The sequence below is a fragment of the Bradyrhizobium sp. CCBAU 45321 genome (assembly GCF_028128975.1).
Classification (GTDB): domain Bacteria; phylum Pseudomonadota; class Alphaproteobacteria; order Rhizobiales; family Xanthobacteraceae; genus Bradyrhizobium; species Bradyrhizobium yuanmingense.
In genome coordinates this window covers 297,501-323,763 of the sequence record NZ_LFKZ01000130.1, presented here as the reverse complement: position 1 = coordinate 323,763, position 26,263 = coordinate 297,501, and the positions used below count along the sequence as shown (strand labels likewise).

At 62.4% G+C, this 26,263-nt stretch carries 18 protein-coding genes, 2 tRNA genes, 2 rRNA genes and 1 riboswitch (1 of these 23 running past the window's edge); of the genes, 14 read left to right on the top strand and 8 right to left on the bottom strand.

The features are described from left to right. Nucleotides 1-42 precede the first annotated feature (42 nt). Nucleotides 43-1,227, top strand: a complete 1,185-nt coding sequence (locus ACM43_RS34020) for a DUF2125 domain-containing protein (protein ID WP_271546096.1) — start codon at nucleotides 43-45, stop codon at nucleotides 1,225-1,227. Between the two features lie 119 nt (nucleotides 1,228-1,346). Here the strand turns inward: ACM43_RS34020 and ACM43_RS34015 are convergent, their stop codons facing one another. The 3 genes from ACM43_RS34015 to ACM43_RS34005 are packed head-to-tail and all read right to left on the bottom strand — an operon-like array spanning nucleotide 1,347 to nucleotide 4,258. Next, nucleotides 1,347-2,282 carry a prephenate/arogenate dehydrogenase family protein gene (locus ACM43_RS34015; RefSeq protein ID WP_271546093.1) on the bottom strand — a complete coding sequence of 312 codons (936 nt, stop codon included), beginning with the start codon at nucleotides 2,280-2,282 and terminating at the stop codon, nucleotides 1,347-1,349. Next, nucleotides 2,279-3,376: a histidinol-phosphate transaminase gene (gene hisC, locus ACM43_RS34010; RefSeq protein ID WP_271546091.1), complete on the bottom strand. Its 1,098-nt coding sequence runs from the start codon at nucleotides 3,374-3,376 to the stop codon at nucleotides 2,279-2,281. Before hisC ends, ACM43_RS34015 begins: the two co-directional genes overlap by 4 nt. 33 nt (nucleotides 3,377-3,409) lie before the next feature. Beyond that, complete coding sequence (locus ACM43_RS34005) at nucleotides 3,410-4,258, bottom strand: chorismate mutase (protein ID WP_271546090.1); 849 nt, start codon at nucleotides 4,256-4,258, stop codon at nucleotides 3,410-3,412. A 155-nt stretch (nucleotides 4,259-4,413) separates the two neighbouring features. Next, nucleotides 4,414-4,493, top strand: a riboswitch (SAM riboswitch). Between the two features lie 94 nt (nucleotides 4,494-4,587). Between ACM43_RS34005 and metX the strand changes: the two genes are divergently transcribed. Next, entirely contained in the window at nucleotides 4,588-5,790 is a 1,203-nt protein-coding gene (metX, locus tag ACM43_RS34000; protein ID WP_157286853.1) for a homoserine O-acetyltransferase MetX, read from the top strand. A 2-nt stretch (nucleotides 5,791-5,792) separates the two neighbouring features. Beyond that, nucleotides 5,793-6,455, top strand: coding sequence for a methionine biosynthesis protein MetW (metW, locus tag ACM43_RS33995; protein WP_157286836.1), 663 nt, complete (start codon nucleotides 5,793-5,795; stop codon nucleotides 6,453-6,455). Nucleotides 6,456-6,571: 116 nt separating this feature from the next. On the opposite strand, the gene ACM43_RS33990 is transcribed toward metW, so the two are convergent. Beyond that, entirely contained in the window at nucleotides 6,572-7,435 is an 864-nt protein-coding gene (locus ACM43_RS33990) for an alpha/beta fold hydrolase (RefSeq protein WP_271546089.1), read from the bottom strand. Nucleotides 7,436-7,648: 213 nt separating this feature from the next. Between ACM43_RS33990 and ACM43_RS33985 the strand changes: the two genes are divergently transcribed. Beyond that, nucleotides 7,649-8,302, top strand: a complete 654-nt coding sequence (locus ACM43_RS33985) for a TIGR02594 family protein (protein ID WP_271546087.1) — start codon at nucleotides 7,649-7,651, stop codon at nucleotides 8,300-8,302. Between the two features lie 118 nt (nucleotides 8,303-8,420). Here ACM43_RS33985 and ACM43_RS33980 read toward each other — a convergent pair whose 3' ends face one another. Then, the gene (locus ACM43_RS33980; protein ID WP_271546085.1) at nucleotides 8,421-9,224 is read right to left on the bottom strand and encodes an MOSC domain-containing protein; all 804 of its coding nucleotides are present in this window, start codon (nucleotides 9,222-9,224) and stop codon (nucleotides 8,421-8,423) included. A 239-nt stretch (nucleotides 9,225-9,463) separates the two neighbouring features. On the opposite strand from ACM43_RS33980, the gene clpB reads away from it, so the two are divergent. Continuing rightward, entirely contained in the window at nucleotides 9,464-12,103 is a 2,640-nt protein-coding gene (gene clpB, locus ACM43_RS33975; protein WP_271546083.1) for an ATP-dependent chaperone ClpB, read from the top strand. Between the two features lie 41 nt (nucleotides 12,104-12,144). Here clpB and ACM43_RS33970 read toward each other — a convergent pair whose 3' ends face one another. Beyond that, nucleotides 12,145-12,564, bottom strand: coding sequence for a nuclear transport factor 2 family protein (locus tag ACM43_RS33970; RefSeq protein ID WP_271546081.1), 420 nt, complete (start codon nucleotides 12,562-12,564; stop codon nucleotides 12,145-12,147). Nucleotides 12,565-12,618: 54 nt separating this feature from the next. Between ACM43_RS33970 and ACM43_RS33965 the strand changes: the two genes are divergently transcribed. From ACM43_RS33965 to ACM43_RS33945, 5 genes are all read left to right on the top strand, one after another. Next, entirely contained in the window at nucleotides 12,619-13,431 is an 813-nt protein-coding gene (locus tag ACM43_RS33965; RefSeq protein ID WP_271546079.1) for a helix-turn-helix domain-containing protein, read from the top strand. Nucleotides 13,432-13,980: 549 nt separating this feature from the next. Further along, complete coding sequence (locus tag ACM43_RS33960) at nucleotides 13,981-14,718, top strand: AfsR/SARP family transcriptional regulator (RefSeq protein ID WP_271546077.1); 738 nt, start codon at nucleotides 13,981-13,983, stop codon at nucleotides 14,716-14,718. Nucleotides 14,719-15,139: 421 nt separating this feature from the next. After that, nucleotides 15,140-15,382 carry a hypothetical protein gene (locus tag ACM43_RS33955; protein ID WP_271546075.1) on the top strand — a complete coding sequence of 81 codons (243 nt, stop codon included), beginning with the start codon at nucleotides 15,140-15,142 and terminating at the stop codon, nucleotides 15,380-15,382. An 89-nt stretch (nucleotides 15,383-15,471) separates the two neighbouring features. After that, nucleotides 15,472-16,830 carry a hypothetical protein gene (locus ACM43_RS33950; RefSeq protein WP_271546073.1) on the top strand — a complete coding sequence of 453 codons (1,359 nt, stop codon included), beginning with the start codon at nucleotides 15,472-15,474 and terminating at the stop codon, nucleotides 16,828-16,830. 20 nt (nucleotides 16,831-16,850) lie between these two features. Then, a complete protein-coding gene (locus ACM43_RS33945) occupies nucleotides 16,851-18,884 on the top strand; it encodes a DUF2272 domain-containing protein (protein WP_271546071.1) in 2,034 nt (677 codons plus the stop codon). A 227-nt stretch (nucleotides 18,885-19,111) separates the two neighbouring features. Here ACM43_RS33945 and ACM43_RS33940 read toward each other — a convergent pair whose 3' ends face one another. Next, nucleotides 19,112-19,369: a hypothetical protein gene (locus tag ACM43_RS33940; protein ID WP_271546069.1), complete on the bottom strand. Its 258-nt coding sequence runs from the start codon at nucleotides 19,367-19,369 to the stop codon at nucleotides 19,112-19,114. 102 nt (nucleotides 19,370-19,471) lie between these two features. Continuing rightward, nucleotides 19,472-21,535: a M23 family metallopeptidase gene (locus ACM43_RS33935; protein ID WP_271546067.1), complete on the bottom strand. Its 2,064-nt coding sequence runs from the start codon at nucleotides 21,533-21,535 to the stop codon at nucleotides 19,472-19,474. A gap of 1,136 nt (nucleotides 21,536-22,671) precedes the next feature. Here ACM43_RS33935 and ACM43_RS33930 point away from each other — a divergent pair. From ACM43_RS33930 to ACM43_RS33915, 4 genes are all read left to right on the top strand, one after another. Beyond that, nucleotides 22,672-24,160 (top strand): 16S ribosomal RNA (locus tag ACM43_RS33930). Between the two features lie 192 nt (nucleotides 24,161-24,352). Next, nucleotides 24,353-24,429 (top strand) — tRNA-Ile (locus tag ACM43_RS33925). Nucleotides 24,430-24,538: 109 nt separating this feature from the next. Continuing rightward, nucleotides 24,539-24,614, top strand: a tRNA-Ala gene (locus ACM43_RS33920). Between the two features lie 464 nt (nucleotides 24,615-25,078). Beyond that, nucleotides 25,079-26,263, top strand: a 23S ribosomal RNA gene (locus ACM43_RS33915) (it continues 1,662 nt past the right edge of the window). Together the 16S and 23S rRNA genes with 2 tRNA genes alongside form the textbook arrangement of a ribosomal RNA operon.

Genomic DNA, 26,263 nt, shown 5'->3' with positions numbered 1-26,263 from the left:
CCCGCTTACATTTGCCTGAATCTGGCGTCAAAGGGTCGCCGCATGTCCAATATGACCGTTGCCACTGGCCGCCGCTCCCGCTGGGGCCTTTTCATCGCCCCCGTTCTCGTCCTGGTCCTCGCCGTCGGCTGGACCTGCTTCTGGTTCTATGCGGCTTGGCAGGCCGAAATCGTCGCCGACGCCTGGCGGGCGCAGGAGGCCAAGGCCGGCCGCATCTATGATTGTGCCAAGCGCTCGATCGCCGGCTTCCCGTTCCGCTTCGAGGTCCAGTGCTCCGGCGCCAGCGTCGCCCTGGTCTCGCAGAACGCGAGCAAGACGCCGTTCACGGCCAAGCTCGACAACATCCTGGTCGTGGCCCAGGTCTACGACCCCAAGCGCATCATCGCCGAATTCGCAGCGCCCGCCACGCTGATCGACGGCATTACGCAAAACACCTTCACCGTGAATTGGAGCAAGGGCCGCGCCAGTGTGGCGGGTCTGCCGGCGGTGCCGGACCGCGCTTCGATCGTATTCGACGATCCCACCCTCAACCGTCTCGACGGCAGCGTGCAGGTGCCGCTGGCGCGTGCCAAGCAGGTGGAGCTGCACGGGCGCCTTGCCGACGGATCATCGCCGGATCGTCCAGTGATCGAGACCGTGCTGCATGTCGCGCAGGGCAGCATCCAGGGCGTGCATCCGCTGCTCGCCGAGCCATTCGAGGCGGACACCCGCGCCAAGATCACTGGTCTCTCCGACCTCACGCCAAAGCCATGGCCGCAGCGCTTCCGCGAGATCCAGGCCGCCGGCGGTTACATCGAGATCGTGCAGTCGCGCATTCAGCAGGGCGAGATGATCGCGGTCGCGGCCGGCACGCTCGGCCTGTCGCCCAACGGCCGGCTCGACGGCGAGTTGCAGATGACGGTGACCGGCCTCGAGCGCGTGATCCCGGCGCTCGGCATCGAGAAGATGCTGGAGGAGGGCGTGCCGCAGGCAACGCTCGATCGCCTCGCGCCCGGCGTGAAGTCGCAGGACCTCAACAATCTGTTCGGCGCGCTCGACCGGGCCGTGCCCGGCCTCGGCAAGGTCATCAAGCAGAACGCCAATGCCGGCGTTGCCGCCGGCATCAATTCGATCGGTACCGAGAGCACGCTGGAAGGCAAGAAAGCGCGGAGCTTCCCGCTGAAATTCGTCGACGGTGCCGTGCTGCTCGGCCCGGTCAAGGTCGGCCAGATCCCGCCGCTGTACTAGTTGGCTCCCGTAGCCCGGATGGAGCGCAGCGCAATCCGGGGGTCTTGATCACAGCTGGCACTGTCCCGGATTACGCTTGCGCTCCATCCGGGCTACGCAGCATTGTCCGGGCTACAGGCTCACGGCTTCTTCAGCGCCGCATGCGGCCGGCCGAAATCGGGCGCGGCGGAATCCTGGCCGATCTCGACGATGCCGCGGCGGATGGCGCGGGTGCGGGTGAAGTGGTCGAACAGCGCCTCCCCGTCGCCGCGGCGGATCGCGCGGGTGAGTTTTGCCAGATCCTCGGTGAAGGTGCCGAGCATCTCCAGCACGGCCTCCTTGTTGGCGAGGAAGACGTCGCGCCACATCGTCGGATCGGACGCCGCGATGCGCGTGAAATCGCGAAAACCGCCGGCGGAGAATTTGATCACCTCGGATTCCGTCACCTGCGCCAATTCGTCGGCGGTGCCGACGATGGTGTAGGCGATCAGATGCGGCAGGTGGCTGGTGATGGCGAGCACGAGGTCGTGATGATCCGGCGTCATCACCTCGACCTTGGCGCCCATCGCCGCCCAGAACGCGCGCAGGTGCTCGGTGGCCGCTACGTCGGTGCCATCAGGCGGGGTCAGGATGCACCAGCGGTTGATGAAGAGCTCGGCAAAGCCGGAATCCGGGCCGGAATGCTCGGTGCCCGCCACCGGATGCGCCGGCACGAAATGAATGCCGCTCGGCAGATGCGGCGCCATGTCCCTGACCACCGCGCCCTTGACCGAGCCGACGTCGGAGACGATCGCACCCGGCTTGAGATGCGGCGCGATCTCCTGCGCCACGGCTCCGCAGGCGCCGACGGGAATGCAGAGGATGACGAGATCGGCGTCCTTCACCGCCTCCGCATTGGTCGCCACGACCTGATCGACGATGCTGAGCTCGGTGACACGTGCGCGCGTCTTCTCCGAGCGTGCGGTGGTGACGATTTCACCGGCCAGCCCCTGGAGCTTCGCAGCGCGGGCAATCGAGCCGCCGATCAGGCCGAAGCCGATCAGCGCGACGCGCTGGAAGTGCGCCTGCGCGCTCATTTGCCCGCCATGAAGTCGCGCAAGCCCTCGACCACGAGGCGGTTGGCCTCCTCGGTGCCGATGGTCATGCGCAGCGCATGAGGCAGGCCGTAATTCTTCAAGCCGCGCAGCACGAGCCCCCGCTTGGTCAGGAAGGCGTCGGCGTCATCGGCGGTCCTGCCCTTGTCGGTCGGGAAATGGATCAGCACGAAATTGGCGAAGCTCGGCGTCACCTTCAGCCCGAGCTTGCCGATCTCCTCGGTGAGCCAGTTGCGCCAGGTCTCGGTGAACTGCTTCGACATCGCCTGATGCGCGGTATCCTCGATCGCGGCGACCGCGGCATACATCGCCGGCGTCGACACGTTGAAGGGGCCGCGGATGCGGTTGACCGCGTCGATGACGTGCTCGGGCCCGAACATCCAGCCGATGCGCAGCGCGGCAAGGCCGTGGATCTTGGAGAAGGTGTGCGTCACCACCGTGTTCTCGGTGGTGGCGACGAGCTCGATCCCCATCTCATAGTCGTTGCGCGAGACATAGTCGCAATAGGCGGCGTCCAGCACCAGCAGCACGTGCGAGGGCAGGCCGGCGCGCAGCCGCTTGACCTCGTCGAACGGCAGATAGGTGCCGGTCGGATTGTTGGGGTTGGCGAGCCAGACCAGCTTCGTCTTCGGCGTCACGGCCTTCAGGATGGCGTCGACGTCAGCAGTGAGGTTGGTCTCCTGGGCGATGACGTTCCTGGCGCCGACCGCCATCGTCGCGATCGGGTAGACCAGGAAGCCGTGCGTGGTCGAGATCGCCTCGTCGCCCTGGCTGAGATAGGTGTGCGCGAGCAGGTTGAGGATCTCGTCCGAGCCGGCGCCGCAGATGATGCGGTTGGGATCGAGCCCGAACGAGCGGCCGATCGCCTCGCGCAGCACGCGCGAGGTGCCTTCCGGATAGTCCTCCAGATGATCCGCCACGCGCTTGAAGGCTTCAATCGCCTTGGGCGAGGGCCCGAACGGCGTCTCGTTGGCGGAGAGCTTGAACACCTTGCGGCCCGGCTCCGGCACCGGGCTCTTGCCGGGCGTGTAGGGCGCAATATCGAGAATGCCGGGATTCGGCACGGGGCGGGACATCTTGGACTCCGGATAGGCTGGGCTGCTCGCGATTTACGATTTCGGCCCGGTCGGGGGCACCGTATAGCGCGTTGCGTGGCTGCCGACGAGGGCCACAGAGCGCACCGAGGCCCCCGCCTCGATCAGGGCCGCCCTGATTTTGTCGATGCTGGTCGCGCCGGTGACCGAGACCAAGAGCGCCGCGCCGTCGAAGGCGGTATCGGGCACCGCCACGATCTCGGCGAGCGGCGACAGCGCGCGGGCGATCTCGGCGTTCCATCCCGAGACGCGCACGCTGAAGGTCTCGACCTCCGTCACCAGGGCGCTGTCGGCGACGCGCGAGATCGCGAACACCGGCAAGGCGGCCGGATGGTCGGCGCGCTCGATGAAGGGCATCCGTGCGATGATCTTCGGTGCGCCCTCCGCTTCAAGCTCCAGCCACCACGGCGTGCGGCTCGAGGTCGCCGAGACCAGCGCGAGGTCACCCTTGGATTTCGCCACCGCCTCAACCGCAGCCTGCGCGCTGAAATGCGCGACATAGGGCACGGTGAAGCCGAAATGGAAGCGCGCGGAATCCCGCATTGCCGGCTCGCTCACCGAGACGTCGGCATGCACCGAGAACGGCGCTTGCACATAGGTGAAGGTCGAGATGATGACGCGCCAGATGCTCTCGACCGTGTCGAGCGGCAGGATGCCGCGATGACGCTGCACGATCTCGCGCATCATCGAAGCTTCGCGCGCGGGCCGGAACGCCGAGCCGACCTCCTGGGTCTGCTTCACCTGGATCAAGCGATCGATGATCTCGCCGCGCTGCATGAGGAGGCGATGCATGCCCTCATCGATCGCGTCGATCTCCTTGCGTAATTCCTGCAACGATGGTGGCGCGGGCGGACGTTGGGACATGTCTGGTCGTCGATCGTTCCGGTGGGGATGTCCTGATTAGGCAGTCGTGGCGGCGAAAGCAAAGAGAAATGACGTGCTTTGCGGGCGTCGCGGCAGAGGCGAATTGGGCCGATCCGGGCCGCGACTTGACGAAAACCACCCAAGACGGTAGCTTTTGCCCGTTCCGTGGTCATTTGAGCCGGCCGGCTTGCAGCCACGTTAAAAAACTCGCTAAACAGGCCGGGGACGCTTCCGATCCCGGCCGAACCTTTCGTTCAGGCCGGGTTTTTCATGGCCTGATGTCAGCGGCGCGGTCGAGCAGCCAGTCGCAAACGAGGTCGATGTCCGAGATGGGTAGCGTCAAGTCGATACCGAGTCCTGCGATCAGCGCCGACGAGCGGTCGCACGAGGTCGATCATCCAAGCTCGCTGGTTGCGCATTTCGGCACCGAGCAGCCGCTGCGGCTCGATTGCGGCGTCGATCTCACCCCGTTCCAAATCGCCTACCAGACCTATGGCGAGCTCAATGCCGATCGCTCCAACGCCGTGCTGATCTGTCATGCGTTGACCGGCGACCAGCATGTCGCCAACGTGCATCCGGTCACCGGCAAGCCGGGCTGGTGGGAGACGCTGGTCGGCCCCGGCCGACCCATCGATCCCAAGCACTACTTCATCATCTGCTCCAACGTGATCGGCGGCTGCATGGGCTCGACCGGGCCGGCCTCGATCAATCCCGCCACCGGCAAGGTCTGGGGCCTGGACTTCCCCGTCATCACCATTCCAGACATGGTGCGCGCGCAGGCGATGCTGATCGACCGGCTCGGCATCGACACGCTGTTTGCCGTCGTCGGCGGCTCGATGGGCGGCATGCAGGTGCTGCAATGGACCGCCGCCTATCCGGAGCGCGTGTACTCCGCGCTGGCGATTGCCTGCGCGACGCGGCACTCGGCGCAGAACATCGCCTTCCACGAGCTCGGCCGACAAGCCGTGATGGCCGACCCCGACTGGCACGGTGGCGGCTATGCCGATCGCGGCATCCATCCGCATCGCGGGCTCGCGGTGGCGCGGATGGCGGCGCATATCACCTATCTCTCGGATGCGGCGCTGCACCGCAAATTCGGCCGGCGCATGCAGGACCGCGAGCTGCCGACCTTCTCGTTCGACGCCGATTTCCAGGTCGAAAGCTACCTGCGTTACCAGGGCTCGTCCTTTGTCGAGCGCTTCGACGCCAATTCCTATCTGTATCTGACGCGGGCGATGGACTATTTCGACATCGCCGCCGATCACGGCGGCGTGCTGGCCAAGGCCTTCGCCGACATCAAAACCCGCTTCTGCGTGGTCTCCTTCACCAGCGACTGGCTGTTTCCGACCTCGGAATCGCGCGCACTGGTGCACGCGCTGAATGCCTCGAGCGCCCGGGTGTCGTTCGCCGAGATCGAGACCGATCGCGGCCACGACGCATTCCTGCTCGACGTGCCCGAATTCTTCGACATCTCCCGGGCCTTCCTGCAATCGGCAGGCAAGGCCCGCGGGCTCAACCTCGAGGACCGATAGCGATGTCCGTGCAGGAAGTGTTGCCGCTGGACGGCGTTGCGGCCAGGCCGTCCGGTGATTATCGCGCCGATCATCTGCTGGTCGCCGAGATGGTCAAGCCGGGCTCGAAGGTGCTCGACGTCGGCTGCGGCGACGGCGATCTGCTGCAGCTGCTGGAGACCCGCGGCATCGACGGCCGCGGCATCGAATTGTCGCGCGAGGGCGTCAACCGCTGCGTCGCCAAGGGGCTTGCGGTGGTGCAGGGGGATGCCGACACCGATCTCGTCAACTATCCCGACGATGCCTTCGACTACGTGATCCTGTCGCAGACGCTGCAAGCGACGCGGCAGCCGAAGGTCGTGCTGGAGAACCTGCTGCGCATCGGCCGCCGCGCCATCGTCTCGTTCCCGAATTTCGGGTTCTGGAAGATGCGGCTCCAGCTCCTGATCGGCGGCCACATGCCGCGCACGGAGAATCTGCCGGCAACCTGGTACGACACCGCCAACATCCATTTCTGCACCATCAAGGATTTCGTGCAGCTCTGCGACGAGATCAACGTCAAGATGGAGCGCTCGGTCGCGCTCGATCTCTACGGCCGCCCGGTGCCGCTGAACCTGCCCTGGTGGGTGTGGAACATGTTCGGCGAGCAGGCGGTGTTCTTGCTCAGCCGCGGCGGGGGGAAATAGCCCTCTCTCCGTCATTCCGGGGCGATGCGAAGCATCGAGCCCGGAATCCATCGTCCAACAGCGCCTGCAGCCGATGGATTCCGGGCCTGCGCCTTCGGCGCATCGCGGAATGACAGCTAGTGGGGAGCCAGCGACCGCGGGTCCCGCACCGGCCAACGTCCTGCTTCCACCAGCGTCACGAACCGCTCGACATTCTCATTGAACAGCGCGGGCTCCTCCAGGTTCAGCACGTGGCCGGACTTCGGAAACATCGCGAGCCCCGCCGCGGGCAGGTGCTTCTTCAGGAACAGGCTGGCGCCCACGCACGGCTCGTCCTCGTCGCCGCAGATGATCAGCGCGGGTGTTGCCACGCCTCTGATCGCGTCCGTCATCGTGTAGATCGAGGGACGGCCGCCCTGGAATCCGCGCATGGTGCGCGCCGATCCCTTGGCATCGTGCCGCGCCAGTGCGGCGTAGAAATCGGCATGCCCGCGTGGATCCTTCACCAGGAACGGAATCCGGCTCGGCGCCTCGCGCGTGACTTTTGCGACCTCGGCGGAGCCCAGCGTCTCGAACTGCTCGGCATTGGCGCGGCACTGCGTGCGCCAGGCCTCCAGGTTCTCGAGCTCCGAGCCGGAGCCGACGCCGGCGAGCGTCATCGACAGTGCGCGCTGCGGCGCGTTCAACCCGATCTGCAACGAGGAATAGGCGCCCATCGAAAGACCGACGAGATGCGCGCGCTCGATGCCGAGATGATCGAGCACGGAAAGCGCATCGGTGTAGAAGTGCGTGTAGGTGTAGACCTCGCCGTCAGGCACGTCCGATGGCGTGTAGCCGCGCGCCGAATATGTGATGCAACGATGGCCGCGCGAGAAGTAGCGCATCTGCGGCTCCCAATTGGTGTAGTCGGCCGCGAATTCGTGCAGAAAAATTATCGGCGTTCCCTGGCCCGCCTCCTCGAAATAGATGCGGATGCCGTCCCTGGTCGTGGCGTGGGGCATTAACCGTTTCCCTCTGTTTCAAGCCGTGTTCGAGGATCGCAGTTAATTCTGTTGTCGGCAATGCGGCAGCAGCGCCGAGCACGAACACAAAATCATTGCAGCCATTCGCGGGCGTTGCGTCTTTTTCTCGCCACATCGGGCGGCTTAACGGCCAAACGGATGTCGGCCATTGCACGGGCCGGCGGGAAGTGGGGGTGTCAAGAAGGATGAAGAATGTTCGAGTTGTTTGCGTCTCGCCTGTCGCGTTGTGTTGTCGCGCTGGCGCTGTTCTTCGCGGCGTTCGCCGTGTTCGTTTCTCCGGCCTCGGCACGGCCGTATCATCGTCATAGCGCAGAGCGGCACGGTTACGTGCATCACGCCAGACATCATCATCACCGTCACTATGGCCATCATGCCCGCAGTTCGCGCTTCGAGCGCAGCGCGGCGCAATTGCAGGCAAGCGGCTTCGCCGACACCCAGGCGAGCTATGATCCGAATGCCAATGCCAGCGGTGCCGGCATGAACGGAGGCTTCAGCGGAGGATCGGGTCTCGTCTCCGAGGCGCGCCGCTATATCGGCGGCAATCCGACCGGGCGCGGCCGCCTGTGGTGCGCGCGGTTCATGAACATGGTGCTGGAGCATACCGGCCATCGAGGCACCGGCTCCGACATGGCGAGCTCGTTCGCGCGTTACGGCACGCGTGTGTCCGGTCCGCAGGTCGGTGCCATCGCCGTGATGTCGCGCGGCCGCCGCGGCGGTCATGTCGGCATCATCACCGGCATCGACGCGCAGGGTAATCCGATCATGATCTCCGGCAACAACGGCAACCGCGTCCGCGAAGCCCCGGTCTCGCGCGGCAAGATCTATGCGTATGTGATGCCGAACTGACGGTGAGCTGTAGCGACGATCTCGTAGGGTGGGCAAAGCGAAGCGTGCCCACCACTTCCCTTCGCCCGGCGAGATGGTGGGCACGGCGCAAGAGCGCCTTTGCCCACCCTACGGCAGCTTAGATGAGCTTCGGCTCTTCCACCGCCACCACATCGCCGACGCCGACGTCACCGTCGGCGATCACCTCGGCATAGATGCCGCAGTCCATATGGCCGAGACGGCGCGAGAGCGTGGGCGGAATTTCGAGATCGCGCTTGGCGGTCTCGGGGTCGACATTGGTGGCCGGGCAACGGACGATGCGCTTGATCACCTTCAGCCGGGCCTGTCCGATCGCGAGCGTCTGGCCGACGAGGTCGAGCTCCGACCAGGCCGGCCAGCCTTTCACGTAGAGATTGGCGCGGAAGCGCAGCGGGTGCACGGCGACGCCGCCGAGCATGGTCTCGATGGCGCGGACGCTGTCGAGATTGATGATGGAGACGACCTTGCGGGCGACGTCGGAGAAGCTGTGGTCGCGGCCGGAGAGAATTTTGGGCGGGCCCTTCAACTCGGGCTGAAAGTTCTCCATGAAATAGGCCTCGATGGCGGCGCGCCCGGCGGCGGTCTCGAGATCGCCGCTGGCGACGATCTGTCCGTTCTTGCGGATGGTCAGCACGTTGGTTTCGTCGTCGAACCGGCTGTCGAGCTCGGCCAGCCGCTCATTGCGCGCCAGCATCAGAAACTGGATTTTCGGCTTCCATTCGGGCGCCTCGGGGTTGAACCCGCTCGGGCCGTTCTCGATGGCGTAGCGGCGGTCGGCCGGCAGGGTCTGGCCGACCCGCAAAGGAACGTGCGAGAGGCGTTCCGGCGTCAGGCCCTTGATGGGATAGCGGTAGAGGCCGGTGATCTCGGCGGTATGGTTGGCTGACTTTTCGGTAGGGGTCATGCCGCTACTTAAGGGATTCGGCCTGCCAGCGCCAAGCCCACTCCCGCGCGCACGAAATCGTGAAGTTGCCTCTTTCGGATCCGCAGCCTGCTTCCCACATCTGGCCCAGGCCGGCGGCAACGCCGGCAAAAGACGACCGTTACCGGTTGAGAAACGTCAATGCGGTAATTGGAAACCCAATGAAGATGCCGTTTGGGGTGCCTTAGAGGGCCCCGAGGGCAGGCCGAGGGACAGAAAAGATGAATATCGAGAAGTATACCGAACGCTCCAGGGGCTTCATCCAGTCCGCGCAGTCGCTCGCGATGCGCGAGGGGCACCAGCAGTTCTCAACCCTGCATGTGCTGAAGGTCCTCTTGGACGACAATGAAGGGCTCGCCGCCGGTCTGATCGACCGCGCTGGCGGCAATTCCCGTGCAATCCTGAAGGCGACCGAGGACGCCCTCAACAAGGTGCCGAAGGTCTCCGGCGGCGGTGCCGGGCAGATCTATCTCGCGCCCGAGCTGGCCCGCACTTTCGATGCGGCCGAAAAGGCCGGCGAGAAGGCCGGCGACAGCTTCGTCACCGTCGAGCGGCTGCTGCTCGGCCTGACGCTGGAGAAGACCAGCGAGGCCGGCACCATCCTCAATAAGGGCGGCGTCACGCCGCAAAACCTCAACGCCGCGATCGAGGCGCTGCGCAAGGGTCGCACGGCCGACTCTGCGACCGCCGAGAACGCTTATGACGCGCTGAAGAAATATGCCCGCGACCTGACCCAGGCCGCGCGCGACGGCAAGCTAGACCCGGTCATCGGCCGCGACGAGGAGATCCGCCGTACGATTCAAGTGCTCTCGCGCAGGACCAAGAACAATCCCGTCCTGATCGGCGAGCCCGGGGTCGGCAAGACCGCCATCGCCGAAGGCCTCGCGCTGCGCATCGTCAACGGCGACGTGCCGGAGAGCCTGAAGGACAAGAAGCTGCTGTCGCTCGACTTGGGCGCACTGATCGCCGGCGCAAAATACCGCGGCGAGTTCGAGGAGCGGCTGAAGGCCGTGCTGCAGGAAGTGACCGGCAGCGAGGGCACCTTCATCCTGTTCATCGACGAGATGCACACGCTGATCGGCGCCGGCAAGGGCGATGGCGCGATGGACGCCTCCAACCTGCTCAAGCCGGCGCTCGCGCGCGGCGAGCTGCACTGCATCGGCGCGACCACGCTTGACGAGTACCAGAAGCACGTCGAGAAGGACGCCGCGCTGGCCCGGCGGTTCCAGCCGATCTTCGTCAGCGAGCCCTCGGTCGAGGACACCATCTCGATCCTGCGCGGGCTGAAGGACAAGTATGAGCAGCATCACGGCGTGCGGATCACCGATTCCGCGCTTGTTGCGGCGACGACGCTGTCCAACCGCTACATCACCGACCGCTTCCTGCCTGACAAGGCGATCGACCTCATGGACGAGGCCGCGGCGCGGCTGAAGATGCAGGTCGATTCCAAGCCGGAAGAGCTGGATTCGCTCGACCGCGAGATCATCCGCCTCAAGATCGAGCAGGAGGCGCTGAAGAAGGAGAGCGATCCCGGCTCCAAGTCCCGGCTCCAGACCCTGGAGAAGGACCTCGCCGAGCTCGAGGAGAAGTCGGCGGCGCTGACGGCGCGCTGGAGCGCGGAGAAGAACAAGCTCTCCGACGCCCAGAAGCTGAAGGCCGAGCTCGACGGCTTGCGTGTCGAGCTCGCCAACGCGCAGCGGCGCGGCGAATTCCAGAAGGCCGGCGAGCTGGCCTATGGGCGGATCCCGCAGCTCGAGAAGCAGCTTGCCGAGATCGAAGCCAAGGAGAATGCCGGCGAGATGATGGAGGAGGCTGTTACCGCCAACCACATCGCGCAGGTGGTCTCGCGCTGGACCGGCGTGCCCGTCGACAAGATGCTGGAAGGCGAGAAGGAGAAGCTCCTGAAGATGGAGGAGCAGCTCGGCAAGCGCGTCGTCGGCCAGGCCGAAGCCGTGCGTGCTGTCGCGACCGCCGTGCGCCGCTCGCGCGCGGGCCTGCAGGACCCGAACCGCCCCACCGGCTCGTTCATGTTCTTAGGGCCGACCGGCGTCGGCAAGACCGAGCTGACCAAGGCTCTCGCGGAGTACCTGTTCAACGACGAGACCGCGATGGTCCGCCTCGACATGTCCGAATACATGGAGAAGCACTCGGTCTCGCGGCTGATCGGCGCGCCTCCCGGCTATGTCGGCTATGACGAGGGCGGCGCGCTCACCGAAGCGGTGCGGCGCCGGCCCTATCAGGTCGTGCTGTTCGACGAGATCGAGAAGGCGCATCCTGACGTCTTCAACGTGCTGTTGCAGGTGCTCGACGACGGCCGCCTGACCGACGGCCAGGGCCGCACCGTCGACTTCCGCAACACGCTGATCATCATGACCTCGAACCTCGGTTCGGAATATCTGGTGAACCAGCCGGAGGGCGAGGACACCGCGGCAGTGCGTGAGCAGGTGATGGGAATGGTGCGGGCGCACTTCCGGCCCGAATTCCTCAACCGCGTCGACGAGATCATCCTGTTCCACCGGCTGCAGCGCAGCGAGATGGGCCGCATCGTCGAGATCCAGTTCGCACGCCTGCAGAAGCTCCTGACCGATCGCAAGATCGTGCTGAGCCTCGATGCCGCCGGCCGCGACTGGCTCGCCGCCAAGGGCTGGGATCCCGCCTACGGCGCAAGGCCTTTGAAGCGGGTGATCCAGCGCTACCTCCAGGATCCGCTCGCCGAGATGATCCTGGCCGGCGATGTCAGGGACGGCGACAATGTCGCGATCTCGTCCGAAGGCAATGTGCTGACCTTCAACGGCAAGGCGCCGCAGACCGCGGAGATCACCCAGTTCGAGGCACCGGTGCCTAAACGGAAGCTGAACTGATGAAATACACGCCCTCCGCGCCAAACTCGCGGAGGGCGTTTTCAATCCGCTAAGAACGCGTCCACCACTGCCTGATCGCGGTCGTAGACCCAGCATTCGCTCAGCAGGCCTTCACGCACGGCATAGACCAGCAATCGTTCCAATTCAGCCGTGCGACCGTCCCGGCTGAATGATTCCCGTGCGAGAATGGCGCCGCGCCGCGGCCCGGCCATCACGTCATCGATGCCGAGAAGTTTTCGGTTGGAGCGGCGTGCGACCTCGGCCAGAGTGGCAAGCGCGGCCGCCTTGCCGTGGTGAGTGCCGGCGAGCGGGTTATGGCCTGCATAGTGCAGCATGAATTCATCGTGGTAGCAGGCGGCGATGGCGGCGCGGTCACCGGCCTGCCAGGCGGTCGCGTAGCGCGTGACGGCGGCGCGGATTGCGGCGATTTGTGCAGCGTCATCTACCAGAACTCTGTCCATCGATATGATCTCCCGGGTCATCGGCAGCGCTGTGCCGGTGCGCTATGATGAGCCATGACCTCGCCTCCCGGCTTTCAGGAACTGGCTATCAGCACGCCGCCCAGCGACGGACCGAAGAGGGCGCGGATGCTCGATTGGGACGCGCGGGTGCTCTATCTCGGTCCAGCCTTCGGGCTGACGCCCCACCGCAATGCCACCGGCGTGCTGGCCGTCGCGCTCGACGGGGCGATAGGCGTAGCTAACGATCCGAGGGCGCGCTCACCGTCTTATCGCCAGACCCGCAGCGTGCTGATCATGCCCAACAGTCTGCACCATCTCCGCATCGATGCCGGACGGACGGCCTTTCTGATTGTCGATCCCCTCGGGCGCGATATCGAGGCGCTTCGCTCACGAATGAAGGAGGTGGGATCGAACGCCGCGTTCGACCTGATCGACGAGAGGTCGGTCGTCGCGCTGTTCTGCGACATCGCGGAGCGACGCCTCGCATCAGAGCACGCGCAGCGAGCAGCCCGCGATATGCTTGGGATTGGATCAAATCCGCAGCCGGATGCAAGAATTGCCGCCGCCATCAAGCGGATGCGCGAGGAGCCCGGCGGTTCGCACACGCTTGCTGAACTTAGCCGCAAGGCCGGGCTTTCGTCCTCGCGCTTCCTGCATCTGTTCAAGGACGTCACGGGTGTGCCGCTCCGCCGCTACCGGATCTGGTCCCGGATCGGCGCTGCCGCACGGGCGGTCGCACAAGGCCAATCGCTGACCGAGGCCGCGCATGACGCGGGCTTTTCCAGCTCCGCGCATTTCAGCACGGCCTTCCGCGACATGTTCGGCATGATGCCGTCGGAATTGTTCGCACGGCTGCGCGCGGATTAATGTCTGCAACGTGCTGTTTGCAGGTGCTCGACGACGGCTGCTGCCGATGGCCAGGGCCGCACCGTCAATTTCAGCAACACGCTGATCATGAATCTCGGTTCGGAGTGTCTGGTGAACCAGCCGGAGGGTGAGGGGCGTCGGCTGCGCATCAAAGCCCTCTCCGCTGGCGCGGATAGGGCTTTCGCTTTTGCAGGGGAGGCCGGGTATCGGCGTAGTGTTGTGTCGTTGAAAAGCCACACGCATTGCGGTTATCCGCTCTGGGTGTAAATTGATGTTGAACAACCACAGGCTCTGTTGCCATAATTGCATCTCGGTCGGCGGCATTTCCCCCGCGGCCGCGAGCTCGGGGATTTGATGCGAGTCTTTGAGCAACCGACAATTTTAGACTGAGCTCGCAATTTCGAGCTGCGATGACTGAACGCCACAGGCAATTTTTGTTGTGTTTTGCGTGGAGGGGCGGCGGTGTTGACCGTTAGTTTGCTGGGGGCCAGCCGGGTTGCGCGCGGTAACGAGCAGGTTTGGTCGGATCTCGGTCCAGCAGGACGGAGATTGGCCGGTTTCCTTTTCACCTTTCCGGACCGCCCGCATCGTCGCGAGCGACTTATCGACCTGTTTTGGCCGGAGCTCGATACGGACAGGGGACGCCGAGCCGTGAACTCTGCGATCTGGCGCTTGCGAAAGCTGCTCGCGTCAGCTCCGGAGTACCGAGAGGGCTATGGCCTCAGGACCATCGGCTCGGAGACTATTCTCGAGAGGGCGTCTTGGCTGGACGTCGACACCTGGGCCCTGCTTGAAGCGGCACAGGCCGCTCCCACCGGTGTTGAGGCGCACGTGGATCCTTCCACGATGAAGGAGGTTCTCGCCGTCCTGTACCGCTACGAGGGGCCATTCCTGGATGGCGAAGAGGCCGACTGGATATTGGAGGAGCGAGAGCGACTGCATTCCCTTTTTGTGCGGTCGGCAATGACCATCGTTCGTCGCCTTGGGCTTTGTGGCCACTATCATGATGCGATCCTGCTCGCCCGTCACGCGCTGCGCTTCGATCCCTATCGCGAGGAACTGGTTCGTCATCTCCTGACTTTGCTTGCACTCGATGAGAGACGTATCGACGCCATCAGGTACTACGATCATTGGATCGCCATGATCCAGCAGGAGCTGGGAATTTCTCCGCTTCCAGCGACGCGTGCAATCATTGACGAGATCAGGAATCTGCACAACGCCGATGACGCTCAGCATTTACGCATGCAGCTGATGAGCCGCGACGAGAGGCGGCGGGCAGTAAACTAGAGCATGATCCGGAAAAGTGTGAGCAGTTTTCCGAAAAGATCATGCTCAAACAACAACCTAAAGCGCGATGACGATTCATCCTAATCGCATCGCGCTTTAGAGCGTTTTCGAGCGAAGTGGATACTGGTTCGCGCCAAGAAAACGCGTGAAACAAGAATCGAGAGCCCCGGTCCGATTCAATCGGAACGGGAAAAGCTCCAGGCGCCGCAGTCCCCGAATCCGACTGATATCGCAAGCTTGATCGGGGCTTGGCTTGGCCATGGCCGGGCAGGGCTTTGCCTCGCCCGGTCGCATCGTGATTCTACCGTGATCGCGGCGCGATCGCTGCGGAATTCTCGCCGCAAGCCACTGTGACCAGACGGCGACCATCCCGGAACCATCGCGCAATTCTCCCGAGTTCACACCATGCGACGCTCGGCCCATGAGCTCACAACAGCCGCTCTCGGATCAGGTTTTCATTCTGCGCTTCTGGCGGGAAACCGCCGGTGGCAGCGGCGAAGGCGGTTGGAGGGTTCTCGTCCGCAACATCAATACGCGGCGGCGCGATGTGGTCGACGACGTGCAACGCGCTTTCGCAATCGTCACCGCCAATCTGAACGTGACGGCGGAAGCACATGAAGAGCAGGCGACTTCGACCGTTGAGCCGCCAACGCCCGAACAGTGAGAGACAAGCCGTGCGCAAGATCGATCACGCAACGAGCCGCCAGCAACCATCCAAGCGATGCTTCGATGGTTGCGGGCGTGTGAATCGTCTTGAGCAATTTGATCGAGGCTCGCCACGAGTTTCATTTATTTTGCGAGATTGCGTCGATGCGTAGCGTTTGGGGAATCGTTGCGTTCGCGTGTCTGGGGCTGCTGCTGAGCGGCTGCGATACGACCGAGACGCGGTACTTCCGATACGGGATCGGCACGGAGCTTTACTCCGAAGACATCGTTGCAACGACACATTATCAGGACATCTATCTGACGGAGCTTTGCCGGCAGACCTTGTCGCTCACTTCGACCAGAGAGGGACAATGCGTAAACGTGCAACTGAGTCCCAACGACTGGAACCTGCTCGTGCAGGCAGGACTCAACGATGTCGACCGGCGGTGCGACTCTTATCTCGCCTGGCTTGACGATAGGCGTCGAACCAACACCGCGGTGCTGAAAGAGCTCGGTGATCTCACCGTCGCGAGCCAGGCCATCATGCGCGTGTCTGGCGTGAGCGCTAACCCGATCACGCTCGCAGGCCTTGCCTTCGGGCTCGCCGCCGACACCTTCATCAACGTCAATTCACGCTTGCTGCTCGAAGTCGACAAGACGACCGTGCAGACGTTGGTGTTGAGGCGACGAAGCGAGTACAGGGTCGAGCTCCAGTCGGTCAGGATCGAGAACAGGCCCGCGGCCATTCATGCGATGCGCTCGTATTTGAATATCTGCACGCCGTTCACGATCGAGACGGACATCAACGCGACGATCATGGTATTTCAGCAGGCCGGTGCCGGCGCGCTCGGCGTCAAGCCTCCCTTGGTAGGTGTTCCGGCGCAGCGCGCGGATCGTCCCATCTTCGTGACGCCCGGGCCGAAGAAGCCGACGCCTACGGTGCTCTCCGATATCGAGAAAACTATGGGTATGGATCAAGCGAGGAACATCCAGCGCGTTCTCTGCGTCGATGATACCGGCGATTTTGGTCCCGAAGGCTCTCCGACGCGACGGGCTCTGATCGATTTCATGGGGGCGTCAGGCCTGCAGAGCAGGAAACCCGGCGTAATCGAGAATGGAGATCAATTGGCGACCCTGACAAAGGCCGTAAAAGACGTCCAGTCGTGCAGGGTTGAGGCGCTGGCAAATTCATTCGAAACCGGCATCGTTAGCCGGTTTGGCGAAGACAGCGTTCGTGCGCGCATCAAGCGGGCGATTGAAAGCGTAAACAAGCGCGTCACCGAAAAAATTGCGCTGCCACCAGAGCTGGGTACCACTTCGAGCAATGTCGCGGTGGGGGAAACCATTCGTTCGTCGATAACTGCGCTTCGGAAAGCCTATTCCGCACTTGGATTGCCGATTGCGGCCGGAAGCGCAATTGACCAGCAGCTGTGGCAACAGATCACGAAAGACGGCCTGGTCCAGTAACCGAGCGTGGGGACGTTTCCATGGCTAATGAATTTGCTGACCTCAAAGACGAATATTCACGTTTGTTTCAGTCGATGGTGGTGAAAGAGGTTCAAGGCGTCGACACGGCCGTTGCAAGGGTTCTGGGCAATCGGGCCGACTATGAAAAGGTGACGGCGCGCACCGGCGTGCCATGGCCGATCGTCGGGATCATCCATAGCCTGGAAGCCGATTGCAAAATGAATCGCCATTTGCACAACGGCAATCCCTTGAGCGGGCGCACGACTGACGTACCGGCTGGCCGTCCCCCGACAGGATCGCCTCCCTTCACGTGGATCGACAGTGCCGTGGATGCACTGACGATGCCGAGGCACAACCTCGACGCGGTGAAGGACTGGCCGATCGAGCGGATTGCGTTCGAGTTGGAAAAGTACAATGGGTTTGGGTATCGAACGCAGAATACCGGCATCAATTCGCCGTATCTGTGGTCGTTCACAAATCACTATACCAAGGGCAAGTTCATCGCCGATCACGTTTTCGATCCCAACAAAAAGAGCAGCCAGGTAGGCGCAATGGCGCTGCTGAAAAGGCTCCTCGACGGAGGCGCCAGCATCGCTGGGGGCGCCGGTCCAAGCGTTGTCGTCGGGGGCGTGTCATCGACTGTCATGGCGCAGACAAAACCACTGGAAACCGGCCTGTTCCTCGCTTCCGGGCCGTTTGAGTTGCGGCCCACAGCCACGGCCGCTCCTGCCGACGATCCCGACATCGTCGAGGAGGATCTGCCCTGCCTCAAGATCAGTGAAGTTGGGGTGATGTGGGAGATTGAGGTTCAATCCGAGCCGAAACGCCGTGGCTTTGCCCGTGGCGGCATATTCAAGCCTATGATTCCCGAACCGGAGGTCGACATCGACGGCTTTGCTCAGATGTGCCTGAACGCTGCGCGATTCAGCGGAACCAGCGCGCACCATCTGGTGGCTTTTGCGGATACCGAGACCGGCATCAAGAATGTTGCTGCGGTCCAGGGCGACGAAGTTGGTCCTTTCCTGATCAAGGCAGCTGACTGGAATGAACTGATTGCGGATGGGACGACGGGAATGAATGCTAGAAGCCGTTTCAAACCGCTGGCCCAGCCCTTTATCGCAGCAAAGGCGACCGTGGCCGACACCAAGGTTCTGCAGCCGTCGTTGCCCAACAGGCTTCCGACGTCGGCGGAACTCTATCTTGCGCAGCTGGTTGGTGCGGCCCACGCAGTCAGGATACTGGCAAATCCTGACGCCTCATTCCAGACTGCCGTGTCCGAAGAGGTCGGAGCAACGGAGCTTGCGATTCTGAGCGCTATCCGGCCTTGGCTCTTCGGCGCTCCGCTCGACGTAAAATCGGCGCTGATAAAAATCGCTCGCAGGATGGATTTTGGCTACGAGCGCGCGGACAAGCTCTTCCTGCGTGTGGAGCCCGACTTCGATGCGGGCGCTCAGCCGGGGTTCGCCGGCAAGCTCTGCGAGATGGCCGCCAGTGAGTGGGACTTTTTCGGCAATAACACGTTCGATCTTGCCGGTGCGACCATCAAGGCGGGCCATAGGGAAGCGGAGCCAGGTTTTTTTGAACGCATTGGAACATACTGGCGCGTCGTAGGCGACATCAGCTCCGACGGGCGGACCAACAAACCGTGGTCCGCGGCCTTCATCTCATTTCTCGTGAAGGGTGCTGGTGCAGCGAACAAGTTCCGCGGATCCTCCCAGCATTCTGTCTACATCAGCCAGGGTATTCGTGATTTCGACGGCCGCGCCGAGGCGGCCTATTGGTGTCAGCGCCTCAACGCTCACAAGCCGGTCGCAGGCGATATCATCTGCTGGGCACGAGAAGATGGCGTTGACTATGACCATCAAAAAGGCGGCGACTATGATGGCCATTGCGATATTGTGGTCGAAGTCCGGGACAACGAATTTGACGTGATCGGCGGCAACGTCGGCAACTCCGTCACGAAGCGGACGTTCGCCCTCGAAAATGGCTTCGTCAAGGGTGGCCGGTTTCAGGAAGCGCTTCTGTTCGCGATCATGGAGAATCGCCTGCCTTAGAGGCGGAGAAATTTCATAGTCTCGAACGGGTACAGGGAGCGACGCCTGACAACGCTGATTGCAATGGCGCCACACTATTCGCTGGGAGAACGTCGAAGGCGTTGGCATATACGCCAAGGATCGCAGGGGTCTGTAGTAGGCCCTCGCGTAGTGTGTAGCAGTCGGGCGTCGACTTACTGCGTCGTATCCCTCGTCCTCTCCGGGGGAGTTGTTTTGGGTCCAGCCTGCTAACTGACTGCGGATGCGGCGCCAGGATCGGCCGGGTCCTCCTCCTCCTCCAGCTCCGACAAAATATCCACCAGCTCGCGCACCCGGCCCTGCGCCAGCGGGCGCAGGTCGTTGATCATCGGCTCGTCGTTGGCGAGCCAGGCCTGGGCCTCAGCAAGCTCCTCAGCGGTCGCGCCGGTTCCGATGATCTGGGCAATGGTGACGTCGTCGGCGCGGTCCACGGCTTTGACGACATCGTCGCGTGAGAGGCGCGTCATGGGCGATCCTCCTGCTGGCTTCCGTCCGCGTCTAACTGGGGAACCGGCGCGCCGGTTCCCCCGGCAAGGCGCGCACGCAACTCTTCTCGGCGCCTTGCCGGCTTAGCGGTTGGTGACCTGCAGCGGCCCGCCGGTGGCGTCCGACATGCGGGCGATGGCGCCGCCGCGGCCGCTCATCATGCCGTCGAGCCGGTCGCGCTCCTTCTCGAAGCTTGCCAGCATCGGGCCCTCCAGCGAACGGCCGCGCGGCAGCTTCACGCGCATCGGATCGACGAAGCGGCCGTTGACCAGGATCTCGTAATGGACGTGCGGGCCGGTCGACAGGCCGGAGGAGCCGACGAAGCCGATCACCTGGCCCTGCCGCACCTTCTTGCCGGGCTCCATGCCCTTGGCGAAGGCCGACATGTGGCCGTAGGCAGTCTCGTAGCCGTTGGCGTGCTTGATGCGGATGTACTTGCCGTAACCGCCCTCGGGGCCGGCCTTCTCGATCATGCCGTTGCCGGAGGCGAAGATCGGCGTGCCGTAGGAGGTGGACCAGTCGACGCCGGTATGCATCTTCACGTAGCCGAGGATCGGGTGGCGGCGGCCGCCGAAGCCGGAGCGCATGATGGCGTTATTGACGGGCTTTCTGACCAGGAACTTCTTCGCGCTCTTGCCGGTCTCGTCGTAATAGTCGACGAGGCCGTCGTCGGGGCTCTGGTAGCGGTAGTATTTCTTGGTCTCGCCGCCGACGGTGAGCGAGGCGAACAGCACCTCGTTCTTTTCGCTCGACGTCACGCCCTCGTCCTCGCCGGCGTAAAACACGTCGAAGGAATCTCCGGGCTGCACCTTGCGCTGGAAATCGACGTCGTAGGAGTAGATCTTGATCATGTCCTCGATGACGGGCATCGGGACCTTGTTGCGCATCGCGGTCTCGTAGATGCTCTGGTAGAGCCGCACTCCGGAGCCGTCATCGTCATCCTCGTCGTCGCTGCTGGCGTTGGCCGCAGTATCGGCGACGGTGTTCATGCTGGAGACGTCGACGGCGACGTATTTGCCGAGATCGGACAGCGCCGCGATCGCTTCCACCATCGTGTCGTTTGCAACCACGACGCGATAGGGCTGCAAGCGGGCGCCGGGGCTTGCCGGCGCCATCAGGATGCGGAGCTTCTCGCCTTCCTTCAGGCCGCCGTCGCGGCCGCGCGGTCCGAGCGTCGCGGTGATCGCCTTGATCTCGTCGGCATTGGCGCCGAGATCGCGCAGCACGCCGGCGACGCTGTCGCCCTTCTTGACCATGTGGACGCGTTCGCCGTTGGGATTGCCGCCGGTGATCTGCTCCTTGGTCTTGGGCAGCAACGTGACATTTTCCGGCACCACGCGCGTCTCGAAGCCGGCATAGGGGTCGGACGGCGAGGCCTCGGCGGCGTAAGCGGTTCTGATGTCGGAAGGACCGGTCGCGCCGGAGATGTCGGCAGCCGTGTTGGCGAGCGAGGCGTAGCGCACCCCGCCATTGCCGCGCCAATTGGCGGCATCGCGCACCCGCATCAGGATGTCGTCGAGTGCCACCACCGCGGAAATCTTGGCCTTCGGCAGCACCGGCGACAGGTCCTTGGTGACGAAGGACACTTCCGCGTCGGGCTCGACGGCTTCGGGATTGTTGGGATCGTCGGACGCCGTCTTCGGGTCGGAGCCGACATCGGTCAGCAGGCGCTGGGCGTTGAACGGCGGGATCTTTGCCGACAGATCGCTCGTCGTCATCGACAGATTGCCGGCGATCCGCACGAACGGACGCACCCGCATCACGTCACGGTTGCCGACGCGGGCAACCGTCGAGACGCGCATCACGTTGCGCGAAGCGGTGGATTCGCTCGGCGGCGGCAGGCGATCGCTCTTGTGCAGCGTGGCGGCACGATCGGCGGCGCCGAATGCGCCGCGCAGCGCGCCTTCGACCCGCTCCGGCACCTTGGCGAAGGTCATCTCGCCGTCGAGCGAAGCGAAAACGGCGCCGCCGATCAGGGCTGCGCCGCAGAGTCCGGTCAAAATTGTCCCGCTGAACCATTGCACCGAGACGCGGCGGCGGTCGATCACCGCGGCTTCAGAACCATCGACGGACAGCGGCGGCTCGTGGCCGAGATCGATGATCCCGGTCTCACGCCCGTAAGTGCCGCGTGACGTCCTGTGGTTCAACCCAAGTCCCCCAACTCAACGACCCAAGATGCCCGGTTTCGAACCTGTCCCAGGCTGCCCTCTTGAACGGGGATCGCCGGAGCAGGCAAGCCGCACAACTGTCCGCGCCCAGAAAGCCCCTTGATGGGGCCGGCCGAAATTACGAACAGCTGGACGGGTAAAGCTCTCTCGATGTCTTTCGAATGCCGAAGGAAGGTCGCGTCATCTGCAACATCGCCTTCCTCTGACCCCATGAAAATCGCCGGCAGCCCCCACAGGCGTCCCCGCGATTCAAGCTTGTCTCTTATCAGAACGCCGCGGGATTGTGGCTCAAGTACGGCGCCAAATATGGAAAAAGTTTCCTAAATGCCGGGCCGTAAAGGCCCCCGTCAGATCACGCCCCCCCCCCCCCCCCCCCCCCCCCCCCCCCGGGGGCAGGGCCGCCTATAGCGGGGGAGGCGGGCGTCTGGCCGGGGGGCCGTCAGCCCTTGGGACGACACGCCCCAGGGGTGGCGGGGGTGCGGAGGAGGGGCCCCGGGGGAGGCCGCCAGGGAGGGCTCCAAGGCGCTCTCCGGAGCCCGCCGGCGGGCAAACTTTTTTTCAGATTTTTTGCCGGGCGGGCTCGTCCGGCGCGACCGACAGCCTTCTAACCGCCTGGAATCGTGTATGTTTTGTCGACCTTCCACTGTGCGACGATTTGTTGACGATTGGCGTTGACAGGCCGGAAGGTGGGGCCTATAACCCCAACCACTGAGCGCGGCGCCGCCGGGTCACTGACCAAGGCGAGCGAACGCGCCACTGATGCTCCTCACCTTGTTGAGTGACACAACAGCCGACACCAGTCGGTTGGAGTTCATCCATCGTCGGTAAGGGTGTCGGAACCCTTCCTCTCAGGAAGGTTGAGGCCTCCACGGTCTCGGGCTGTTTGACAAGTGAAGATGAAGAAAGAGAAACGTGGACGGCGGAGTCCTTGCGGGTCTCGCTTCCGAGAAGCTTCGGCTTTTCTGATCGAGACCGGACGAAAGACTTCGGCGGTACACGTTTTAAAGGAAACACCATCGTTGCCAGCGATGTGAATCGCGGGCAGCACATCGACTTCGGTCGATAATGGTGGGACCTCGTCAAACGTTGTGATCAGCCGGTTCAAAGTTCAAGTCCAACTTGAGAGTTTGATCCTGGCTCAGAGCGAACGCTGGCGGCAGGCTTAACACATGCAAGTCGAGCGGGCGTAGCAATACGTCAGCGGCAGACGGGTGAGTAACGCGTGGGAACGTACCTTTTGGTTCGGAACAACACAGGGAAACTTGTGCTAATACCGGATAAGCCCTTACGGGGAAAGATTTATCGCCGAAAGATCGGCCCGCGTCTGATTAGCTAGTTGGTGAGGTAATGGCTCACCAAGGCGACGATCAGTAGCTGGTCTGAGAGGATGATCAGCCACATTGGGACTGAGACACGGCCCAAACTCCTACGGGAGGCAGCAGTGGGGAATATTGGACAATGGGGGCAACCCTGATCCAGCCATGCCGCGTGAGTGATGAAGGCCCTAGGGTTGTAAAGCTCTTTTGTGCGGGAAGATAATGACGGTACCGCAAGAATAAGCCCCGGCTAACTTCGTGCCAGCAGCCGCGGTAATACGAAGGGGGCTAGCGTTGCTCGGAATCACTGGGCGTAAAGGGTGCGTAGGCGGGTCTTTAAGTCAGGGGTGAAATCCTGGAGCTCAACTCCAGAACTGCCTTTGATACTGAAGATCTTGAGTCCGGGAGAGGTGAGTGGAACTGCGAGTGTAGAGGTGAAATTCGTAGATATTCGCAAGAACACCAGTGGCGAAGGCGGCTCACTGGCCCGGTACTGACGCTGAGGCACGAAAGCGTGGGGAGCAAACAGGATTAGATACCCTGGTAGTCCACGCCGTAAACGATGAATGCCAGCCGTTAGTGGGTTTACTCACTAGTGGCGCAGCTAACGCTTTAAGCATTCCGCCTGGGGAGTACGGTCGCAAGATTAAAACTCAAAGGAATTGACGGGGGCCCGCACAAGCGGTGGAGCATGTGGTTTAATTCGACGCAACGCGCAGAACCTTACCAGCCCTTGACATGTCCAGGACCGGTCGCAGAGATGTGACCCTCTCTTCGGAGCCTGGAGCACAGGTGCTGCATGGCTGTCGTCAGCTCGTGTCGTGAGATGTTGGGTTAAGTCCCGCAACGAGCGCAACCCCCGTCCTTAGTTGCTACCATTTAGTTGAGCACTCTAAGGAGACTGCCGGTGATAAGCCGCGAGGAAGGTGGGGATGACGTCAAGTCCTCATGGCCCTTACGGGCTGGGCTACACACGTGCTACAATGGCGGTGACAATGGGATGCTAAGGGGCGACCCTTCGCAAATCTCAAAAAGCCGTCTCAGTTCGGATTGGGCTCTGCAACTCGAGCCCATGAAGTTGGAATCGCTAGTAATCGTGGATCAGCACGCCACGGTGAATACGTTCCCGGGCCTTGTACACACCGCCCGTCACACCATGGGAGTTGGTTTTACCTGAAGACGGTGCGCTAACCCGCAAGGGAGGCAGCCGGCCACGGTAGGGTCAGCGACTGGGGTGAAGTCGTAACAAGGTAGCCGTAGGGGAACCTGCGGCTGGATCACCTCCTTTCTAAGGATGATCCTTCAGCGAGCTCACGCTCACTATCGGATCGTTTTAGAAACATCAGTGGCCAACAGATCGCCAGATCGTTGAGCTGCATTGGCGGGATTTCGCCGTCTTCGTTTCTCTTTCTTCGCGGACGAACACGCGCTGGGCCTGCATCAAGCAGGATCCCACGGTCCCTGACGGGATATGCGTTAGGGGCTTGTAGCTCAGTTGGTTAGAGCGCGCGCTTGATAAGCGTGAGGTCGGAAGTTCAAGTCTTCCCAGGCCCACCAGCCTTCGCGCTTCGCTGCTTCGGCTAGGCAAGCCCTTCGAAACGAAGGCTGCCGCGCCGTAGCCTTGGCGAAGGCGGGCTAATCAAACGAGCATTCGTCTTCTGGTTACGGGGCCATAGCTCAGCTGGGAGAGCGCGTGCTTTGCAAGCATGAGGTCGTCGGTTCGATCCCGTCTGGCTCCACCAGCCTTCGCAGGCTACGCCTGCTTCGGCTAGGCGAGCCAGTCGGTAGCGAAGGCTGCCGCGCCATAGCCGAAAGGCGAAGGCGGGCTACTTCTGATCCCGTAACCATCACCGTCCGCGAAACATCACTTCGCATCCTGCTAGTCTGGATAGACAGCAAGATGCGTGTTTTCTGACATCGTAAAGAGGAGATCGATCCGAGTTGGGTCGTGCAGCAGATTGTTGCGCGAATCCTCCATTATCTCCGGATCATTTTCGGCGCTCGCTTTCAGCCGTGAGGTTGAATGCGAGTTGTAAAATGATCCTTTTAGCGAAGCTTGACCGCCTCGCTATCGGAACGATCTTACGAAGCAAGCTGGTCTTTCTAGTCAATGTCCGGCTGCAGATAGCGTTCATCGAGGGCGCGCGCCGCAAGGTAATTCTGCAGACAACATTCTGCCGAGTGTGTGGACATTGATAATGAGAGCAATCAAGTGCCTTAAGGGTGTTCGGTGGATGCCTTGGCGCTGAGAGGCGATGAAGGACGTGCTACGCTGCGATAAGCCGTGGGGAGCTGCGAAGAAGCTTTGATCCGCGGATTTCCGAATGGGGAAACCCACCTTCGATAGCCGGAACTCCAAGACCTTGTGTCTTGGTGTTCGACCAGAAATGATCGGGACCATGACCTCAGAGGTTTTGGATTTCCGGTTATCAAGAGAAGGTATGAGACTTCTGAATACATAGGAGGTTTCAAGCAAACCCAGGGAACTGAAACATCTAAGTACCTGGAGGAAAGGACATCAACAGAGACTCCGTTAGTAGTGGCGAGCGAACGCGGACCAGGCCAGTGATACATCAAAGACAATCGGAACCAGTCAGGAAAGCTGGGCCTCAGAGGGTGATAGCCCCGTACGAGTAATGCGATGATGTATCCACGAGTAAGGCGGGACACGTGCAATCCTGTCTGAACACGGGGGGACCACCCTCCAAGCCTAAGTACTCCTCAGCGACCGATAGCGAACCAGTACCGTGAGGGAAAGGTGAAAAGCACCCCGACGAGGGGAGTGAAATAGACCTGAAACCGGACACCTACAAACAGATGGAGCTCAAGATTCGTTCTGGGTGACATCGTACCTTTTGTATTATGGGCCAGCGACTTAATTTAACGAGCAAGCTTAAGCCGATAGGCGAAGGCGTAGCGAAAGCGAGTCTGAATAGGGCGCCAAGTTCGTTGTATTAGACCCGAAACCTAGTGATCTAGCCATGAGCAGGTTGAAGGTGAGGTAACACTCACTGGAGGACCGAACGGGTGCCTGTTGAAAAAGGCTCCGATGACTTGTGGTTAGGGGTGAAAGGCCAATCAAACTGGGAAATAGCTGGTTCTCCGCGAAAGATATTTAGGTATCGCCTCGCACGAATGCTTCGGGGGGTAGAGCACTGGATGGGCTAGGGGGACTTACCGTCTTACCAAACCCAACCAAACTCCGAATACCCGAAAGCAATATGCGGGAGTCACACGGCGGGTGCTAACGTCCGTCGTGGAGAGGGAAACAACCCGGACCTACAGCTAAGGCCCCTAATTCGTGGCTAAGTGGGAAAGGATGTGGAAATCCCAAAACAACCAGGAGGTTGGCTTAGAAGCAGCCATCCTTTAAAGAAAGCGTAACAGCTCA

What these genes read in the sequence shown, in the direction of transcription:
- ACM43_RS34020 (WP_271546096.1), top strand. Translation starts at nt 43, where the DNA reads ATGTCCAATATGACCGTTGCCACTGGCCGCCGCTCCCGCTGGGGCCTT.
- ACM43_RS34015 (WP_271546093.1), bottom strand. Translation starts at nt 2,282, where the DNA reads ATGAGCGCGCAGGCGCACTTCCAGCGCGTCGCGCTGATCGGCTTCGGC.
- hisC (WP_271546091.1), bottom strand. Translation starts at nt 3,376, where the DNA reads ATGTCCCGCCCCGTGCCGAATCCCGGCATTCTCGATATTGCGCCCTAC.
- ACM43_RS34005 (WP_271546090.1), bottom strand. Translation starts at nt 4,258, where the DNA reads ATGTCCCAACGTCCGCCCGCGCCACCATCGTTGCAGGAATTACGCAAG.
- metX (WP_157286853.1), top strand. Translation starts at nt 4,588, where the DNA reads ATGGGTAGCGTCAAGTCGATACCGAGTCCTGCGATCAGCGCCGACGAG.
- metW (WP_157286836.1), top strand. Translation starts at nt 5,793, where the DNA reads ATGTCCGTGCAGGAAGTGTTGCCGCTGGACGGCGTTGCGGCCAGGCCG.
- ACM43_RS33990 (WP_271546089.1), bottom strand. Translation starts at nt 7,435, where the DNA reads ATGCCCCACGCCACGACCAGGGACGGCATCCGCATCTATTTCGAGGAG.
- ACM43_RS33985 (WP_271546087.1), top strand. Translation starts at nt 7,649, where the DNA reads ATGTTCGAGTTGTTTGCGTCTCGCCTGTCGCGTTGTGTTGTCGCGCTG.
- ACM43_RS33980 (WP_271546085.1), bottom strand. Translation starts at nt 9,224, where the DNA reads ATGACCCCTACCGAAAAGTCAGCCAACCATACCGCCGAGATCACCGGC.
- clpB (WP_271546083.1), top strand. Translation starts at nt 9,464, where the DNA reads ATGAATATCGAGAAGTATACCGAACGCTCCAGGGGCTTCATCCAGTCC.
- ACM43_RS33970 (WP_271546081.1), bottom strand. Translation starts at nt 12,564, where the DNA reads ATGGACAGAGTTCTGGTAGATGACGCTGCACAAATCGCCGCAATCCGC.
- ACM43_RS33965 (WP_271546079.1), top strand. Translation starts at nt 12,619, where the DNA reads ATGACCTCGCCTCCCGGCTTTCAGGAACTGGCTATCAGCACGCCGCCC.
- ACM43_RS33955 (WP_271546075.1), top strand. Translation starts at nt 15,140, where the DNA reads ATGAGCTCACAACAGCCGCTCTCGGATCAGGTTTTCATTCTGCGCTTC.
- ACM43_RS33945 (WP_271546071.1), top strand. Translation starts at nt 16,851, where the DNA reads ATGGCTAATGAATTTGCTGACCTCAAAGACGAATATTCACGTTTGTTT.
- ACM43_RS33940 (WP_271546069.1), bottom strand. Translation starts at nt 19,369, where the DNA reads ATGACGCGCCTCTCACGCGACGATGTCGTCAAAGCCGTGGACCGCGCC.